The sequence below is a fragment of the Corynebacterium sp. ACRPH genome, assembly GCF_022347285.1.
GTDB lineage: Bacteria > Actinomycetota > Actinomycetes > Mycobacteriales > Mycobacteriaceae > Corynebacterium.
The window spans coordinates 24386-41863 of record NZ_JAKRND010000004.1; the positions used below are offsets into that span (position 1 = coordinate 24386).

The following is a 17478-nucleotide window of genomic DNA, read 5'->3' on the forward strand; positions in this document are numbered from 1 at the left end:
AGCACAGAAAGGGCGTAGCGCACGTGAGGGATCTCGTCGATACCACTGAGATGTATCTCCGAACGATTTACGAGTTGGAAGAAGAGGGCATCCCACCGCTGCGCGCCCGTATCGCCGAGAGGCTCGATCAGTCCGGTCCGACCGTGAGCCAGACCGTCGCCCGCATGGAGCGCGACGAACTTCTAACCGTCGAGAAGGATCGCTCCCTAAAGCTCAGCACGCAGGGGCGTGCATTGGCCACCGCCGTGATGCGAAAGCACCGTCTGGCAGAGCGCCTGCTTACCGATGTGATCGGCCTGCCGTGGGAAAAGGTGCACGACGAGGCTTGCCGTTGGGAACACGTCATGGGCGACGAGGTCGAGGTGCAGCTGGTAAAGGTGCTCAGTGAATACGCCACCTCCCCGTTCGGCAACCCGATCCCGGGGCTGGACGAGCTGGTGGAGGGCATCCCGGAGGCCGAACGCGCGGAGATGCTGGAGAAGGTTAACGCCCTGCAGGAGGGAACCTCGCAGCGCGCCTCCGACATTGAGCCGTCGGAGCCGATCCAGGTGAAGATCCTCAGCATCAACGAAATCATCCAGGTCGAGTACAAGCTGATGGCTAAGTTCCATGCGCTTGACATGCGCCCGGGCAGCGTTGTGAGCTTGGTTGCCACCGAGGACGGCCTGGAGTTCAGCAACGACAACGGCGCCATGGTAATTCCGGAAGAACTCGGCCACGCCGTGCGAGTGGAGAAGGTTAGCTAATCAGTGCGGTAGCGTGGGGCATGTGAGTAGCATCGATCTTTCCTCTTCTGCCCTATCCCCTTCCTCCCACATTGTCGTCACCGGCGGTGCCGGATATGTCGGCAGCGTGTGTGCCAGCGTGCTGCTGGAACACGGCTTCCGCGTGACGGTCGTCGACGACCTATCCACCGGCAACGACTACGCCGTGCCAGAGGGCGCTACCTTTGTTCAGGGTGACATCCGCGACGTCATTTCCGACGTCTTCGCAGCCGGTGACGTTGCCGCCGTGATGCACTTCGCCGCCCGCTCTTTGGTCGGCGAGTCGGTGGAAAAGCCGGACATCTACTGGCACCACAACGTGGGAACCAGCTTGTACCTACTGGATCAGATGCGCGAGCACGGAGTGCAGAACCTCGTGTTCTCCTCCACCGCCGCTACCTACGGGGAACCCGAGCAGGTTCCGATTACAGAGGATATGCCCACCGCCCCCACCAACCCCTATGGCGCATCCAAGCTGGCGATCGACCACATGATCACCTCCTATGCCAACGCTTACGGGCTGGCCGCGACTTCCCTGCGCTACTTCAACGTCGCCGGCGCGTACGGCGACATCGGGGAAAACCACAAGGTAGAGACGCACCTGATTCCGCTGGTGCTGCAGGTAGCCCTCGGCCACCGGGAGCACATCTCCATCTTCGGCACCGACTACCCCACCGCTGACGGGACTGCGGTGCGCGATTACATTCACATTCGGGATTTGGCGGACGCACACCTGCTAGCCGCGGCCTCTAACGCTGCCGGCCAGCACCGCATCTTCAATCTCGGCTCCGGTGATGGCTTTAGCGTGCGCCAGGTGATCGACACCTGCCGCGAGGTAACTGGCCACCCGATTCCGGCCGTGGAGTCCCCGCGCCGTGCAGGCGACCCCGCCACCCTCATCGCCTCCTCCGCCAGGGCGAAGGCCGAGCTCGGATGGAACCCGACCCGCTCCGACCTGCATACGATCATTTCGGATGCGTGGGCGTTTAGCGGACAACTGGGTGATAGGTTGCATTCCGCACGGCGTTAACCGCATCCCAGTCCACGGTCTGTAGCAGGCGCTCGTATTCCCAGGCGAGATCAAGCCCGGCATACTCCCGGACTGTGACGTAAGTGCGCTCCGGAACCCAGCCGGCTCCTTCCGACTCGCCGGAATCGTCCGGATCGCCCTGGCTGCGCGGATCATCTGGATCCTCCGCCGCGTCCAGATCCATCTGCACATTCGCCATGACCGTACATGCCGCGCGCACGGCCTTAGACAGCAGCAGCTTGATCTTGCCCCTCTGGTGCGCGTCCAGCGCCGCGATCGTGATGTCGGCGGTGAACTCATCCAAGGCACTGAGCTGTGGCTGCATATCGGACTCATCGGCATCCTCCACACCACGCAAAATGTCTTCCAGCGCTGCTTCGGGGTCGGCAGCCAGCGCATCCGGGTCGTCGGCGTGCTCCAACAGATCCAGCTTCGCGCACGCATCCTCGGTGTAGAGGTCCGCCTCGAGCTCCTCCAGCAGGCGCGTAAGCGTGTGGTAGGCCAGCACTCCTTCGTCGTTAGCCGACGCCACCAGAGCCAGAATCAACATCACCCGTCGTCGCACCGATCCCGTCGTCCGCCGCGCGGTACTTGCCAACATCTCCCGCAGGATGGCGCTGTTTGCACCGAGCGACCATGCGATAACTACCGTGTGCAGAAATTCGTCGCAACAAATCGCGGCGAGGCTATCGATCAGGTACTCGTCTTCGCATTCCTCCTCCAGCACTCGCTGGCCTTCCGCCACGGCGGCCACCCCGACTAGTACCTTGATCAGGTCGACCGTCGTGGCTTCCCCGCGATCCTGCAACATCCAATCCGGTGCTGCGATGTTCGCGGGATCTAGCCAGCGTTCCATTTCCTCTCTGTCGCCCATGCGGCGCGCACCGCTGAGTGCGCTGATGTCCGCCAGCTCGTTGGTTTCCACGCTGGCGACGGTGCCCGTCTCCCCGTCTAGGACATCTGTCCACGGTTCCCCCGTGGCAATCTGCGAGACCTCCAGCGCCGACTGAACTTCCACACATCCGTCCTGGAGCTGCTTAATGGCGGAGGCCACACAGGCACGCAGGCGGTCATCCATGTCGCCGATGGTGAGGATGATGGCCTCTGCCGCTGGGGCGTCACAAAGAATATTGATGAGACCGCGAGCCGCTTCGGTCACAGCGGCGGGGATAAGGTCGCAGCGTAGGACGGGGCCGATGCGGAAACGGCGGTGGTTCTCCGGCAAGGGGGCGGGGCCGGTGGTGCCGGTGTTGATCGGTTCGGTGGGTTCGGTGGAAGCGACAAGGCCGATGATGACCATCGAATCAACCGGCGGGAAGCCCAACAGCGAGGGAATGGCCGCAATGAGCTTTCCTTTGTCGGCCCCGAGGTGAACCGAGGGAGCTGGCGTAGCGGAGGTGGCGGGCGCGGGAATAGATTGTGCGTTCTGATCGTTGTGTTCTGGTGAGTTGCTCATGCCGCAGATACTCGTCGAGAAAAATTTTTGACGCGGCCACGGTGGCCGCTGGACTTGGCGTTGCCCCAGGGACCTGTGGATAACTCAAAACTGTGAATTCAGCTTTCTAGCTGTACGAAATACGCGCCGTCTCGGGCTAGGTTGTCCGAACTGCCTGATAGGCTTGGCAGACAGTGCTTGGTTGGACAAAGGTTCCGCCGGAAGGGAGAGCGAAACTATGAATGGTCGCCACGAGCGCAAGGCCGCGGGTCGGATGTACGAGATGGAATACCCGGCTCCGATCCAGTTCGACCGCCCCTCCATTGCGGACGCTACCGCGGGGCTTGGCGGCGCTGAGGACGGCGCCGAAGAGCTACCGATGCTGGTCGCGCTGCAGGGCTATGCCGACGCGGGACAGGCCGTTTCCAGCGCCAGCTCCCACCTGCTCGCCGCCCTGGAACACAGCCCAGTGGCCTCGTTCAAGGTAGACGAGCTGATCGATTACCGCTCCCGCCGGCCCGGTGTGACCATCGATAACTCCAAGGTTGTGGATAGCGACGATGTGCGCCTGGACCTGCACCTTGTGAAGGACACGCAGGGTCGCCCATTCCTGCTGCTCAGTGGACTCGAGCCGGATCTGAAGTGGGGCGCGTTTAGCGATGCCGTGGTGGACCTGGCCCGGCGTGGCCAAGTAGGCATGGTTGCCTCCCTATACTCAGCGCCGATGACGGTGCCGCACACCAGGCCGCTGGTGATCTCCGCGCACGCTTCGGATTCCTCGCTGATCCAGGACTTCCACACCTGGGACTCCCGGATGATCGTCCCGGGCGCGGCCGCGCTGGAGACGGAGAAGAAGCTGAACCGCCACGGGTTCGAGACGATCGGGCTGACCGCCCACGTACCGCACTACATTGCGGCCTCGGACTACCCGGAGGCAACGCTGCGCCTGCTGCAGGCCTTCGGGGAAGTCGCGGACCGCGATCTGCCGCTGAAGGCGATGGAAAAAGAATTGGAGCGGGTACAGCACCAGCTGCAGGACCAGGTGGAAGACTCTCAGGAGATCGCCACGGTCGTCAGCGCCCTCGAGCACCAATACGACGCAGAGATGGAACGCATGCGTCGCAAGCGAGAGAACAACCTGCTGAAGCCGGGCCAAGACATCCCGACCGGCGAGGAGCTGGGCGCGGAGTTCGAGGCGTTCCTGCAGAACATGTCCGACGAGAACCGCGCTGACTCCGACCAGCCCGACACCGGCACTGACGTCGACGAGCAAGAGGATAACTAGAAAACAGTGGGTATTGCCGCCGAACTAGCAGAACTACTTCCGGACCTGGACGAGGTTCCAGAGTCGCTAATCGACGACGCATTTCTGGAATCCTTCCTCGGCTGGACGCGCGACCGCGGCATTAGCCTCTACCCCGCCCAAGAGGAGGCGGCCACCGCGCTGGTCGCCCAAGACAACGTCATTCTGGCCACCCCCACCGGCTCGGGCAAGTCCATGGTCGCCATCGCCGCGCACTTTATCGCCATGGCACGCAAGCAGCGCAGCTTTTACACCGCGCCGATCAAGGCCCTGGTGAGCGAGAAGTTCTTCGACCTTTGCCAAACCTTCGGCCCGGAGAATGTCGGGATGATGACTGGTGACGCCACAGTGAATGGCGGGGCACCGATCATCTGCGCCACCGCCGAAATCGTTGCCAACATTGCCCTGCGCGATGGCGCGAAGGCGAAGATCGACCAGGTAGTGATGGACGAGTTCCACTACTATTCCGAGCCGGATCGCGGCTGGGCTTGGCAGGTTCCGCTGCTGGAACTCCCCAAGGCGCAGTTCCTTTTGATGAGCGCCACCCTGGGCGATACGAAGTGGCTGGAGGATGACCTCACTGAGCGCACGGGCCGCCAGACCACCCTGGTGACGGGCACCACCCGGCCCGTGCCGCTGGACTTTCACTACGTCTACACCCCCGTCCACGAGACGGTGGAAGAGCTTATTAGCGACGGTAAGTCTCCGATCTACATTGTCCACTTCACCCAACGCGAGGCCATCGAGCGCGCCCAGGCATTGACCAGCATGAAACTGGTGAACGACGAAGCAAAGGCCGCCATCGCCGAGGAAATCGGCGACTTCCGCTTCACATCCGCCTTCGGAAAGACCCTTTCCCGCCTGCTACGCAAGGGCATCGGTGTGCACCACGCGGGCCTGCTGCCGAAGTATCGGCGCCTGGTAGAGCGCCTATCCCAGAAGGGCCTGCTGAAGATCATCTGCGGCACCGACACCCTGGGCGTGGGCATCAACGTGCCGATCCGCACCGTACTGATGACGGGGCTCACGAAGTACGACGGGATGAAGCACCGCGTGCTGAAGTCCCGCGAGTTCCACCAGATCGCCGGGCGAGCAGGCCGCGCGGGCTACGACACGGAAGGCACCGTCGTGGTCCAAGCCCCGGAACACGAGATCGAGAACTTCCGCCTCCGCCAACGCGCCGGAAGCGACCCTAAGAAGATCAAGAAGCTGCGCAAGCGTTCGGCTCCGGAGGGTCAAGCAACCTGGAGCGAGTCGACCTACGAGCGGCTCACCCACACGGAGCCAGAGGAGCTGACCAGTCAGTTCCGCATGAGCAACTCGATGCTGCTGAACGTGGTTGCCCGCGACCAGTGGACCTTCGAGGCGCTCAAGCACCTGCTGCGTACCAACCATGACACGCGATCGAAGCAGAACAAGGCCATCCTGCGAACGATCGAACTGTATCGCGGGCTTATCAACGCCGACGTGGTCGAGGAGTATGCGGCCGATACTCCCAGCGGCAAGGATGCACGCCTGACCGCGGACTTAAGCCGCGACTTCGCGCTGAACCAGCCGCTCTCCCCCTTCGCTCTGGCCGCCCTGGAGCTGCTGGATCCGGAATCCGAAACCTTCGCCCTGGACGTCATCTCGACGTTTGAGGCCGTGCTGGAGGATCCCCGACAAGTGCTTATAGCCCAGCAGAAAGCGGAGCGGGGTGAGGAGATCGCGGCGCTAAAGGCAGAGGGCGTCGATTACACCGAACGCATGGCCATCGTCGAAGACATCACCTGGCCCATGCCGCTGGCCGACGAGCTAGACCAGGCCTACGACACCTTCTGCGAAGGAAACCCCTGGGCTCGGGACTTTCAGATCAGCCCGAAATCCATCGTGCGCGACATGGTGGAAAAGGCCATGACTTTCTCCGACTTCGTGTCCACCTACGGGCTGGGCCGCTCCGAGGGCGTGGTGCTGCGTTACCTGACGGACGCTTACCGCACGCTGGAGCACTCGGTTCCGGAAAGCTACCGCTCCGAGGAGTTCGACGACATCCTCGTGTGGCTGGGCGAACTGATCCGCCAGGTAGATTCCTCCCTCATCGACGAGTGGGTGCAGATGGCCGACCCGGATGCCCCGCTGACGGAGGATCAGGTCGCCGAGCACGCCTATGGGGTGGAGGATACGAACCTGCTGTCCGCGAACCCGCAGGCCCTGACCCGCATGGTGCGCAACTACTTCTTCCGCCACGTGGAGCTCTTCGCCTTCGAGAAGGAGCGCGAGCTTGCGGAGATGGACGAATACCTGGACTCGCCGCCGGACTGGCCCGCCGCGATGGACGACTACTTCGACGAGTATGCGGATGTTGGTGTGGACGCCGCCGCGCGGTCAAATAAGAACATCCTTATCAAGCGGGGCACCGGCTCCGAGGCCGGAAGCTGGTTCGTCCGTCAGATCATCGACGATCCGGAAGGCGACCACGGCTGGGCGCTCGAGGGTGTGGTGGACCTCGCCGCGACGGACGAGGCCGGTGAGATCCGCCTGTCGGAGCTCACGATCGTGCAGGGCTAGCCCGCAGGTTTAACCCCGGGCTGAATCCACTGGCTTAACCCACTGGCTTAGAGGAAGGTCTCCAACACGCGGCGGCTATCCTTTGCCACGTGGTTGAAGGACTGCGCCACGATCTCCCCCAGCGCCGCATAGTCGTCGATGCGCGTGGAGCTGGAGCGGTAGGCCATGCCGATCGTACGGCCGGCGCGCACGGCACCGCCGGCGAACGTCGCCAGGGAAATTCCCGGGCGCTGGCACTCCACAGCCACCGCGGACAGCGGCACCAGGGTCGCGCCCAAACCGGCGGCTACCAGCTGGATTACCGTGGACAGGCTCGCGGCGCGGGTTACGGAGTGGCGCGGGTCGTTGGCCATATCCACGGTGCGGCACAGCTCCAGGATCTGGTCGCGCAGGCAGTGCCCGTCGTCCAGCAGCAACAGCTCGATGTTCTTCAGCTCGTCGACCGCCAGATCCTTCCGACCGGCCAGAGGGTGCCCCTCAGGCAGAACCAGGACGAACTCTTCGGTGTACAGGTCAACGGTGTTCAACCCGCCTCCCTCACCAGGCATGCCGAGCACGGCAACGTCGATCTTGCCCTGGCGTAGTGCATCGACCAGCAGCGGGGACTTTTCCTCTACGATGCGCGGCTCCAGCTTCGGGGCAACGTCGTTAACCGTGTGCAGCACGTCGGGCAGGATGTACGGCGCAACGGTGGGGATCATGCCGATGGCTAGCGAGCCGACCAGGCCGCCGTGGGCGCCGCGGGCGTGGGTGACGAAGGTCTCCAAGCTCTCCAGCGTCGCTTGCGCGAATGGCAGCAGTCCCCGCCCCACCGGGGTGACGATGACCTTGCGAGTGGATCGTTCGATCAGCTGCACGCCAAGCCCCGCCTCCAGCGCTGCCAGCGCTTGAGACAGCGACGGCTGGGAGATCCCCAGGTGCGAGGCGGCGGTGCCGAAGTGACCGTGTTCGGCGATGGTCACGAAGGTACGTAGTTGGGCAACTGTTGGTCGATACTCTCTTTGAACCACGTCCTCAACTCTACAGCAATTATTAGAAAAGTATAATTACCATCGGAAAAATAAGTACCTTTGCCCTATATCTAGCTCACCTGTAGTTCAGCGGTCCCCTCAAAGGGCGAAAGCTTGCCCAGGAAGGCCTTCCAATCTCCCTTGAGCCGCACGGTGTACTTGCCGGGCTGCACATCGCGTGTGCCCCACTCGACGGTGGTTCGCGTCTGCCCGAAGGAGTTTTCGAAGGTGATTAGAGTGTTCTCGCTGGAGTCGTCCGCGACCACCTTCCCGCTGGCGTCCTCGATCGTCACGTAGCCCTCGCCGTGGCGCATGTCGTTGTTCGGGTTCGCGCCTACGAAAACCACCCGCGCCTGCGAGCCGGCCTTCACTTCCCTGGGTGCTTCCAGCACTTCTCCGAACTTCTTGCCCGGCGGCGGCGCATCCATCCAGTTGTCGCTGCCCGGCACATTGGGAATCAGCCCGGTGAGATCCCCGGCGGGCTGCCCGACCTCCACCGGCTTACCCTCCTTCAGAGCGCGCGCCATCTCGTCGAGCACGTCCTGGAACGCGGGCAGCTGGTACTGGCCGAAAATAGTTGCGCCGCCCTCGTAGTTCTGCGCCTCGTACTCTTCGGGCGTGGTGATGTAGTGGCCGTAGGCGTTGGTGTACCCCTGCACCACGATGGTGTTCTCAGGCACGCCCAGCGCCGCAGCGACCGTTCGCTTCATGCGCAAACCGCTGGTGACCGTTGGCTCAAAACCAAGACTCACCAGCACAAACGAGCCCAGCCGGTGGATCGTGAACGGGTGAACCTGCTGAATCATGCCTTCGATGTAGCCCATCGGCAGCAGGCCCTCCTTCGGGCCGTGGATATCCTTGATCTCTTGGGGCGAAAGGAAGTTGTTGAGGTCGCGCACCCACGGGTTACCGCCGCGCTCGCCCTCATTGAAACCCAGGATGGGCACACCGCCGCCGTCTTCCTGCGAAGACGCAGCAAAAGCCGCACCCAGAATCGCCGGCCCCAGCTTGTGCTCCTTCTTGTCCGGGGTAAAGCGCGGGCTGGCCACCAGCTGCGGGCAGTTCACCCATCGCATGCGCCCGTCGATACCGCCTGCCGACCAGTCCTTGCCTAGGTCATTGGTCGCCGCCATCATCCGCTCGCCGAGGATCTGCGCAGATTCGCGCTCGTCTGCTCCCGGCCCAGAGTTGGGCGTCAACCCCATGTTCGGCGTGATGTCACCGGGCGTCATGTTGGCGAAGGCAGCGACAAACGGCGCGTCCTCAGGATAGCGGTGCACCACTCCGTGAGCTTCCTCGGTCGCCCAGGCTGCGTAGCCCTTGTTGTCGCCTGCGATGTGCTTGTACTCCGCGCCGAAGCTCGTCGGGTGCAGCGAGTACCAGTTGATCAAGCCAACCTGCTTGCCGCCGCGCGAAACATGGAGGGTCACACTGCGGGTATCCACCCCGTTGGGTAGCGCCTTCTTGTCCTCTTCGGGGTTGCGGTCCCACGAGGTCTTTGACCTATTGACGCCCGCATCAGCGACCGTCGTCTCAGCAACCGTGACGTCTGAGGGCTGGATGTCCGCGTGCGCGCGTTCAATGGCGGTAACAATGCCCGCCACCGTGGCCTCGAAGGTCTTCGGGCGGAAGCCACCGTGGGTGATATCGACCATCAAATGCTGGGACGTGCCACCTGGAGCCACGTGAGTGTGGGTGGCCGTGAGTAGGACGTTGGTCTGGTCGTACAGATCCCCGAACTTCTCCTTGAGGCGGCGGAGCACCTCCAGGTGAATAGACTGGAACATCAGCCCAACGTCGCAGGTGACATGGACGAAACGGGAGTTGTCGTGGTTGGCGTCAACAAAAATAAACGCGCGGGCGTACTGGCGGCGCTGGATGCCGACGGTCTTCTGCTCGTCCACGGCGTAGCCGAACATACCGGCGCCCCATGGCTCGCCGGTCATGTCCGCCAGACCGCGGCCGACGTGGAAGCCTCCTCCACTGCTGCCACTAGCTTCCTGCGCGCTTGCTCCTGGCGCACCGGCGGAGACCCAGAGTACGGTGCCGGATACCGCAGCCATTCCACGGAAGAAGTTGCGGCGGCTGAGCTGGGACTTCAGCGGGTTCTGCAGATTGTTCGGGGTGGCGTTCTGGCCGTGTTCACACATGAGGTCTCTCGCTTCTCAAAACTACTTAAAAGATTAGATTGTTTTGACTAGCGAAAGACTAGACCGAATCCATGGGGCTACGGGATAGTTTGTGTATATTAATCAAACATTTATAGTCCTCTAATATTATTTGGGGGTAAAAACTGTTCAGGGGTGCAGGTTCCTCCCCTGGAGGCTCATTGCTAGAATCGGCCTGTTCAGCCCCTTTAACACGGGGAAATTCTGGCAAGCGAGACGGGTGATTCACACATGACGGACGCGCACGGGTCGGCCTCCCCCACCAACGAAGGCCGCGCCCAGGGCAAGCCGCAGGGGCGCAGGCGCTCCCGGCGACGCTCAAACAAGCGCCGCCGCCCGCAATTCATCCGCACCATTCCGCCGATTACCTACCCCGACCTGCCGGTCTCTGAGCGGCGAGAAGACATCAAAAAGGCCATCGAGGACAACCAGGTGGTCATCATCGCCGGTGAGACCGGCTCGGGTAAAACCACCCAGATTCCCAAGATGTGCCTGGAACTCGGCCGCGGACGCACCAAGGTCATTGGTCACACCCAGCCGCGCCGCATCGCGGCCCGCAGCGTGGCCGAGCGCATCGCGGAGGAACTCGACCAACAGATCAGCGACGATACTTCCCTGGTCGGCTACAAAATCCGCTTTGACGATACCATCTCGAAGCACACCGCCGTGAAGCTCATGACCGATGGCGTACTGCTCAACGAGATCCAGCGTGATCGCCTGCTGCGCGACTACGACACGATCATTGTCGACGAGGCCCACGAGCGCAGCCTTAACATCGACTTCCTTCTCGGCTACCTCAAGCAGCTACTGCCGAAGCGGCCGGACTTGAAGGTCATCATCACCTCCGCGACGATCGACCCTGAGAGTTTCGCAAAGCACTTTGCGGACGCCTCCGGCTCCCCCGCCCCCATCATCGAGGTCTCGGGGCGAACCTACCCGGTGGAGATTCGCTATCGCCCGCTGGTGACGGAGCGCGAGAACCCGAAAACCGGCGAGGTCATCGAGGTGGAGACCGACCCCCTGGACGCGCTCGTTGCGGCATGTAAGGAGCTGATGCGCGCCGGCGAGGGCGACATCCTGTGCTTCTTCTCCGGCGAACGCGAGATTCGCGATGCCGCCGAGGCGCTGGAAGGCGAGTTCGCCGGTGCCGGTGGCGCACGCAAGGTAGACGTGTTACCGCTGTTCGGGCGCCTTTCAAACGCCGAGCAGCACCGCGTGTTCCGCACCGGGCCGCGTCGCCGCATCGTGCTGGCCACCAACATCGCGGAAACCTCGCTGACGGTTCCTGGCATCCACTACGTGGTGGACACTGGTTATGCCCGCATCTCCCGCTATTCCAACCGCACCAAGGTTCAGCGCCTGCCGGTGGAGCCCATTAGCCAGGCCAGCGCCAAGCAGCGCTCCGGCCGTTCGGGCCGCATCGCCGACGGCATCGCCATCCGCCTGTACTCCGAAGAGGACTTCGAGTCGCGACCCGAGTTCACCGACCCGGAGATTCTGCGCACCCACCTGTCCAGCGTGATCCTGTCCATGGCCGCCCTCGGCTTGGGCGATATTGAACGCTTCCCCTTCCTCCAGGCACCCGACAACAAGTCCATCCGTGACGGTGTGGCTCTACTGCAGGAGCTCGGAGCGTTGGCGTCAACAAAGGACGCAGCGCTTACCCCCATCGGCCGCGACATGGCGCGCATCCCTACCGATCCGCGGCTCGCGCGCATGCTGGCGGCCGGACATGCGAACAACATCATCGAGCCCATTGCGGTCATCGTCTCCGCCCTGTCCATCCAAGACGTGCGCGAACGCCCCCTGGAAAAGCAGCAGCAGGCCGACGAAATGCACGCGCGTTTCAAGGCGAACTCCGACTTCGTGAGCCTACTGAAGCTCTGGAACTACCTGCAGGAACAGCGCCAGGAGCTGTCCGCGAACAAGTTCCGCAAGCTGTGCCAGCGCGAGTTCATCCACTACGTGCGCGTCCGCGAGTGGATGGATTTGGTGCGCCAGATGCTTTCCGTCGTGCAGGATCTAAGCTGGAAGATTCCGAATATTCGCCACGTGAGGGAGCTGGTTTTCGAGCCAGAGGCGATCGACGAGGATCTGGTTCACAAGTCCATTCTCACTGGCCTTTTGACCCACGTGGGAATGCGCGAAGGCAACTCCAAGCAGTTTACCGGCACCCGCGGCTCGCACTTTGTGGTGCACCCTTCCTCGCACGTGTCCAAGAAGCCCCCGCAGTGGCTCATGGCCGCCGAGCTGGTGGAGACCTCGCAGGTCTTCGCCCGCACCGTAGGGCCCATCGACCCGAGCTGGATCGAAACGATCGCCCCGCACATGGTGAAATACAACTATTCGGAACCGGTGTGGTCGTCTTCCCGTGGAGCGGCAATGGTGCACGAAAAGGTGCTGCTTCTGGGATTGCCGATCGTCGCCGACCGGATGGTCAATGCCTCGAAGGTGGATCGGGCCTTGGCGCGCGAATTGTTCATCCGGCACGCGCTCGTGGAGGGCGATTGGAGAACCCGCCACCATTTCTTCGCCCACAACCAGAGGCTTCTCTCCGAGGCGACCGAATTGGAGGATAAGGCTCGCCGCCGCGACATCGTTGTCGACGATCAAGCGCTCTTTGATTTTTATGACGCCCGCTTGCCAGAAAAGATCGTTTCCTCCCGGCACTTTGATTCCTGGTGGAAGAAGGCTCGCCATAAAGACCCGCACCAGCTGGATTTCACGCTCGACGCGCTGATCGACTCGGAGGAGGCGGCGAAGGCTGCCGATGAGTTCCCCGACGTGTGGCGGCAGGGCAGCCTGGAGTTCGAGCTCAGCTATGTCTTTATGCCTGGCGACCCGGACGACGGCATGACGATGCGCGTGCCGATCCCCCTGCTGGCGAACGTCTCCGAGCCAGAGACACGGTGGCTGGTTGCCGGCATGCGGGAGGAGCTGGCGATCGCCCTAATCCGTTCCCTGCCCAAGCCTTTGCGCACGAGTGTGGTGCCCGCCAGCAACTTCGCCGCTGCTGCTCTGCGTCGGATGGTTCCCTTTGACGGGGAGTTTGGGTTTGCGCTGGCCGAGGCGCTGCGCGAGCTCGGCGGCCAGGGGATCTCCGCACTGGACTTCGACTGGTCCCGGGTTCCCGGGCACTTACGCATGCAGTTTGCCGCCATCGACCGCCGTGGCAATGTGATCGAGAAGTCGCGCGACCTGCAGTACCTGCAGAACAAGCTGGCCGGGCAGGTCACGTCCGCGATTGCCCAGGCCGCCGCGCGTTCCAAGACCGCTGCCCCGAGCGATGCGGCGCAGCATACGCCGTCGCGCCGGAAGGGCTCGAAGAAGCAGGCCGGAACATCCACCGGCGTGCTGGCCACCGCAGAAGCATGGACCGCGGATGGCATCGGCGTGCTGCCGGAAACGGTGGAAACGGTGGTGGATGGCCAGACCCTCAACACCTACCCGGCGATCGTCATCTCTAAGTGCGGCGCAGAGGGTGCAGAACGCTCGGCAAAGGGCCGGGTGACCTTGAAGGCCTTCCCCACCAAGCAGGCGGCGGACGACCAGCAGTTTACGACGGTGCTGAACATGATGGTTGCGGCCTGCACTGTGTCGCCGAAGCAGATGATCAAGGGGCTGCCGCTGCGCCAGCGGGTGGCCATGGAGAATACTCCCGGTGGCGTGGACGGCCTGGTGAACGACGTCGTGGCTCTCGCGTGCCGGGACATGCTGATGAAGCTGGGGCCGGTGATCCGCGATCCGGAAAAGTGCGAGGAGGTAGTTGGCGCCGCACGATCCCAGGGGCCGGGCCGGGTGCGGCAGTATGTCGTTGCCCTGGCTCCTGCGGTGCTGGCGGTAGCCGATATATCAGCGGAGCTTAAGGGCTGGTCGGGCGAGGCTATCGACGATATGCGCGCACAACTGGACTTCTTCTTGGGCAAGCACGCTATCGCTCGTAATGGCATTGAGCACATGCGCCATGTACCGCGCTATGTGGAGGCGATGCGTGCACGCCTGGAGCTGATGAAGACGGATCCGGACAAGGAGGAGGATCTGGACGATGAGGTCCAGGAGGCCTTCGAGTTATTAGAAAAGACCAAGAAGCGCCTACCTACTGCGCGGGCTGCCTCGCCGCAGATTAAGGAGGTGCGCTGGATGATCGAGGAGCTCCGGGTCAGCCTCTTCGCCCAGAACCTCGGCACGGCTCATTCGGTTTCCCTGCAGCGAATCCGGAAGAAGCTGGAGAAGATTCGCTAGTTTTCTTCGCAGCTAGCTTTCCTCGCTGCCCGCCTCCCCGTGGCGCTCGGCAAGCGCATGGCGGTGCGCCCGCAAGGATTCGATCTCCTGCTCGAAGTCTTCGGCGCAGTTGAAGGACTTATACACCGAGGCAAAGCGCAGATATGCAACCTCGTCTAGGGTGCGCAACGGGTCGAGGATCGCCAAGCCGATCTGGTTAGCGGGGACTTGTGACCCATGTGCCACGCGCACTGCCTGCTCCACCTCGTGTGCAAGGCGCTTCAAAGCGTCATCAGAGACGTCGCGCCCTTGGCATGCCCGACGAACACCCTTAATGACCTTCTCCCTGCTGAACTCCTCGGTCACCCCGTTTCGCTTGACCACCAATAGGACGGATCTTTCGATGGTCGTGAAACGCGTCTGACACTCGCTGCACTCACGGCGGCGGCGAATGGATACGCCCATTTCGATAGAGCGCGAGTCGACTACGCGGGAGGATTCAGAACTGCAAGAGGGGCACAACACGCCACCCAGCTTAGTCCTTCACCTCAACGGGACAGAAGCTACAGAAACTACAAAAGCTACAGAAGCTACAGACTTGGTCGCCACCTTGATGGATCCTCCTTAAGGAATCAGCATGGGCGCGAGGCCGACTAGTGCGGACATTGCCCCCAAGGACACCATGGTCGCACCCGGAGAGTGAACCACGCGATCCACACGCGCCCGAATTGCCTCGATACGGTTCGGCTGCACTTCGAACACCCTTTCGTTAGCGCCCGAAATCCGCGCAGCCCTCTCCCTGGACATCGAACGGGCTACCGGCGCCGTAGAGTAGCCGTAGGTGTTCGATTTACGCCTCTCGCCCACCTGATCCCAATCCGGCTTGAGTACCCGCGGCTGGCGCAGCGGGGCTACCCGATCGTGGCGCGTCACCCGGGCGCGCGTGGCAGAAGAACGGAAGGTCGCAGACTGGCGAGACGTTGCAGGGCGTACGATCGAGGTGGTCATCTACTTACTCCTTGGTGTATTGGCGGCATATCAGCAGCGCATCGGCGCCACCTTCGAGGCGGTGCACAAGACTTGCTTCGCTGCGATTCACAGTGAACCATCTGCGCCAGACATGTTGTGGATACTTAATAGAACACTAGATCACGTGTTCTAATTACCGTTACGTTCAGAAATTTAGCACGCCTGTTCGAACGTGTCTAGCGGAATCTAAACATTTTCGAACACATACACTAGAAATTCTCCTTTTATCGGGTAAAGTCGATGGAGACAGCTGAAGCGAACAGCTACTGCCGAGTACCGAATCCACACCGAATACCGAGCGAGGTAGATCCCGTGAGCACCGACGATTCCACCGATAGCCCCACACCGCGCCCGCGGCTTGGCCGCCCGCCGAAGTCGGAAGCCGACAAGCGCGCGGAGAAGCAGGCCCAGAAGGATGGCCAGAAGCCTGCCTTGAGCACCCGCCAGCGCCGCATTTTGGAGGTCATTAAGGATTCGACGGTCATCCGTGGCTATCCACCGAGCATCCGCGAGATTGCGGACGCAGTGGGGCTGCACTCCACGTCCTCCGTCTCCTACCACCTCACCCAACTCGAGAAGCGCGGCTACCTTCGCCGTGATGGCAAGCGCCCCCGCGCCGTCGACGTGCGGGCATTCGACGGCGGCCAGCTGGGCAACGAGGGCACGAAGAACAACACCAGCAAGCCCAAGGCCAACGCCCCGGCTCCGGAACCGACTGCCGACGGCGAGATCATGCCGGAGGCAACCTACGTTCCGGTCGTCGGCCAGATCGCTGCCGGCGCCCCGATTCTCGCGGAGCAGAACGTCGAAGCTCACTTCCCCCTCCCCCAGGAGCTCGTGGGCAACGGCGAGCTCTTCCTGCTTCAGGTCGTGGGCGAATCGATGCACGACGCGGGCATTTTCAACGGTGACTGGGTCGTCGTCCGCTCGCAGTCCGTCGCCGAGTTCGGCGACTTCGTGGCGGCAATGATCGACGGCGAAGCCACGGTCAAGGAGTTCCAAAAGGATTCCGACGGCCTGTGGCTAATCCCCCACAATCCGCTGTTCGAGCCCATTCCCGCCGAGGAAGCGACGATCCTGGGCAAGGTCGCCGCGGTCCTGCGCAAGATCTAGGTTCCCCCCATTGGTTCTGACGCCGCCGCTTCCAGCCCGCAAACAACTAAAATGACGCTCATGGAATCAGCAGAACGGCGCCGTCAGATACTCTCCCTCACCGCCATTCACGGCCGGGTAACTGTGAATGAGTTGGCGGAGAAGTTCGGCGTCACCGCAGAAACAATTCGCCGCGACCTAGCGGTCCTCGACGACGGCGGCGAGCTCTTCCGCGTCCACGGCGGCGCCGTGCCCGTACAGAACTTCCGTACAGACTTCACCACGCTCGCCACCAGGTCGAAGGCCGCCCTCGGGGCCAAGCGCGCAATCGCCCGGGCAGCGGTGCAGCTGCTGCCGCCCTCGGGAACCGTCTTCATCGACGCGGGCACCACCACCGGCGTGTTCGCCGAAGCGATCGCGGAGGCCAACGCAACGAACGACCCGAAGCTCATGGCGCCGAAGCTGAACATCGTCACGAACTCGTTGTTCATCGCCACTACCCTGGCTGAATCCTCGCGCTGCGATGTGCAGCTGATCGGCGGGCACGTCCGCGCGGCCTCTCAGGCCGTCGTCGGCGACCTAGCCACCCGAGCGCTCGGCGTGCTACATGCGGACGTGGCCTTCATCGGCACCAACGCGCTCACCATCGACCACGGCCTATCCACCCCAGATGCTCAAGAAGGCGCCATCAAGCGCGCCATGGTCGCCAACTCCGATTCGGTAGTCGCCCTGTGCGATTCCACCAAGTTCGGCCTCGACTATCTCGTCAGTTTCGCCAGCATCGATGACATCGCCGCCATCGTCACCGACCGCGGCGCCCCCGAGCCCTACGTCAACGAACTAAGAAACTTAGGCATCGACGTCACCTTTGCCGACTAG

12 protein-coding genes are annotated in these 17478 nt (G+C 62.6%); 7 read left to right on the top strand and 5 right to left on the bottom strand.

The window, feature by feature from the left end:
- Window positions 1-23: 23 nt before the first annotated feature.
- Together MHX66_RS02935 and galE are read left to right on the top strand one after the other, a co-directional pair.
- Window positions 24-746 carry a metal-dependent transcriptional regulator gene (locus MHX66_RS02935; protein WP_239199529.1) on the top strand — a complete coding sequence of 241 codons (723 nt, stop codon included), beginning with the start codon at window positions 24-26 and terminating at the stop codon, window positions 744-746.
- Between the two features lie 13 nt (window positions 747-759).
- On the top strand, window positions 760-1794 hold the full coding sequence (gene galE, locus MHX66_RS02940) for a UDP-glucose 4-epimerase GalE (RefSeq protein WP_239199532.1): 1035 nt from the start codon (window positions 760-762) through the stop codon (window positions 1792-1794).
- Here the strand turns inward: galE and MHX66_RS02945 are convergent.
- Window positions 1751-3250 carry a DUF4192 domain-containing protein gene (locus MHX66_RS02945; RefSeq protein ID WP_239199535.1) on the bottom strand — a complete coding sequence of 500 codons (1500 nt, stop codon included), beginning with the start codon at window positions 3248-3250 and terminating at the stop codon, window positions 1751-1753. The two genes, galE and MHX66_RS02945, sit on opposite strands and share 44 nt — an antisense overlap.
- A gap of 217 nt (window positions 3251-3467) precedes the next feature.
- Between MHX66_RS02945 and MHX66_RS02950 the strand changes: the two genes are divergently transcribed.
- Window positions 3468-4514, top strand: a complete 1047-nt coding sequence (locus tag MHX66_RS02950) for a PAC2 family protein (RefSeq protein ID WP_239199538.1) — start codon at window positions 3468-3470, stop codon at window positions 4512-4514.
- A gap of 6 nt (window positions 4515-4520) precedes the next feature.
- The gene (locus tag MHX66_RS02955) at window positions 4521-7079 is read left to right on the top strand and encodes a DEAD/DEAH box helicase (protein WP_239199541.1); all 2559 of its coding nucleotides are present in this window, start codon (window positions 4521-4523) and stop codon (window positions 7077-7079) included.
- A gap of 47 nt (window positions 7080-7126) precedes the next feature.
- Here MHX66_RS02955 and MHX66_RS02960 read toward each other — a convergent pair whose 3' ends face one another.
- Window positions 7127-8089 (bottom strand): hydrogen peroxide-inducible genes activator, encoded by a 963-nt coding sequence (locus MHX66_RS02960; RefSeq protein WP_239199544.1) that lies wholly within the window; start codon window positions 8087-8089, stop codon window positions 7127-7129.
- A 71-nt stretch (window positions 8090-8160) separates the two neighbouring features.
- On the bottom strand, window positions 8161-10239 hold the full coding sequence (locus MHX66_RS02965) for a neutral/alkaline non-lysosomal ceramidase N-terminal domain-containing protein (RefSeq protein WP_239199547.1): 2079 nt from the start codon (window positions 10237-10239) through the stop codon (window positions 8161-8163).
- 249 nt (window positions 10240-10488) lie between these two features.
- On the opposite strand from MHX66_RS02965, the gene hrpA reads away from it, so the two are divergent.
- Complete coding sequence (gene hrpA, locus MHX66_RS02970) at window positions 10489-14499, top strand: ATP-dependent RNA helicase HrpA (RefSeq protein ID WP_239199550.1); 4011 nt, start codon at window positions 10489-10491, stop codon at window positions 14497-14499.
- A 12-nt stretch (window positions 14500-14511) separates the two neighbouring features.
- Here hrpA and nrdR read toward each other — a convergent pair whose 3' ends face one another.
- Together nrdR and MHX66_RS02980 are read right to left on the bottom strand one after the other, a co-directional pair.
- Window positions 14512-15003 (bottom strand): transcriptional regulator NrdR, encoded by a 492-nt coding sequence (gene nrdR, locus MHX66_RS02975; RefSeq protein WP_239199553.1) that lies wholly within the window; start codon window positions 15001-15003, stop codon window positions 14512-14514.
- Window positions 15004-15102: 99 nt separating this feature from the next.
- Window positions 15103-15486 (bottom strand): hypothetical protein, encoded by a 384-nt coding sequence (locus MHX66_RS02980; protein ID WP_239199556.1) that lies wholly within the window; start codon window positions 15484-15486, stop codon window positions 15103-15105.
- 333 nt (window positions 15487-15819) lie between these two features.
- On the opposite strand from MHX66_RS02980, the gene lexA reads away from it, so the two are divergent.
- Both lexA and MHX66_RS02990 read left to right on the top strand, forming a co-directional pair.
- Window positions 15820-16620, top strand: a complete 801-nt coding sequence (gene lexA, locus MHX66_RS02985; protein ID WP_239199559.1) for a transcriptional repressor LexA — start codon at window positions 15820-15822, stop codon at window positions 16618-16620.
- Between the two features lie 60 nt (window positions 16621-16680).
- Complete coding sequence (locus MHX66_RS02990) at window positions 16681-17478, top strand: DeoR/GlpR family DNA-binding transcription regulator (RefSeq protein ID WP_239199562.1); 798 nt, start codon at window positions 16681-16683, stop codon at window positions 17476-17478.

Bases quoted from the DNA above. Each gene is read 5' to 3' on its own strand.
- MHX66_RS02945 (WP_239199535.1), bottom strand. From the start codon at position 3,250: ATGAGCAACTCACCAGAACACAACGATCAGAACGCACAATCTATTCCC.
- MHX66_RS02950 (WP_239199538.1), top strand. From the start codon at position 3,468: ATGAATGGTCGCCACGAGCGCAAGGCCGCGGGTCGGATGTACGAGATG.
- MHX66_RS02965 (WP_239199547.1), bottom strand. From the start codon at position 10,239: ATGTGTGAACACGGCCAGAACGCCACCCCGAACAATCTGCAGAACCCG.
- hrpA (WP_239199550.1), top strand. From the start codon at position 10,489: ATGACGGACGCGCACGGGTCGGCCTCCCCCACCAACGAAGGCCGCGCC.
- MHX66_RS02980 (WP_239199556.1), bottom strand. From the start codon at position 15,486: ATGACCACCTCGATCGTACGCCCTGCAACGTCTCGCCAGTCTGCGACC.
- MHX66_RS02990 (WP_239199562.1), top strand. From the start codon at position 16,681: ATGGAATCAGCAGAACGGCGCCGTCAGATACTCTCCCTCACCGCCATT.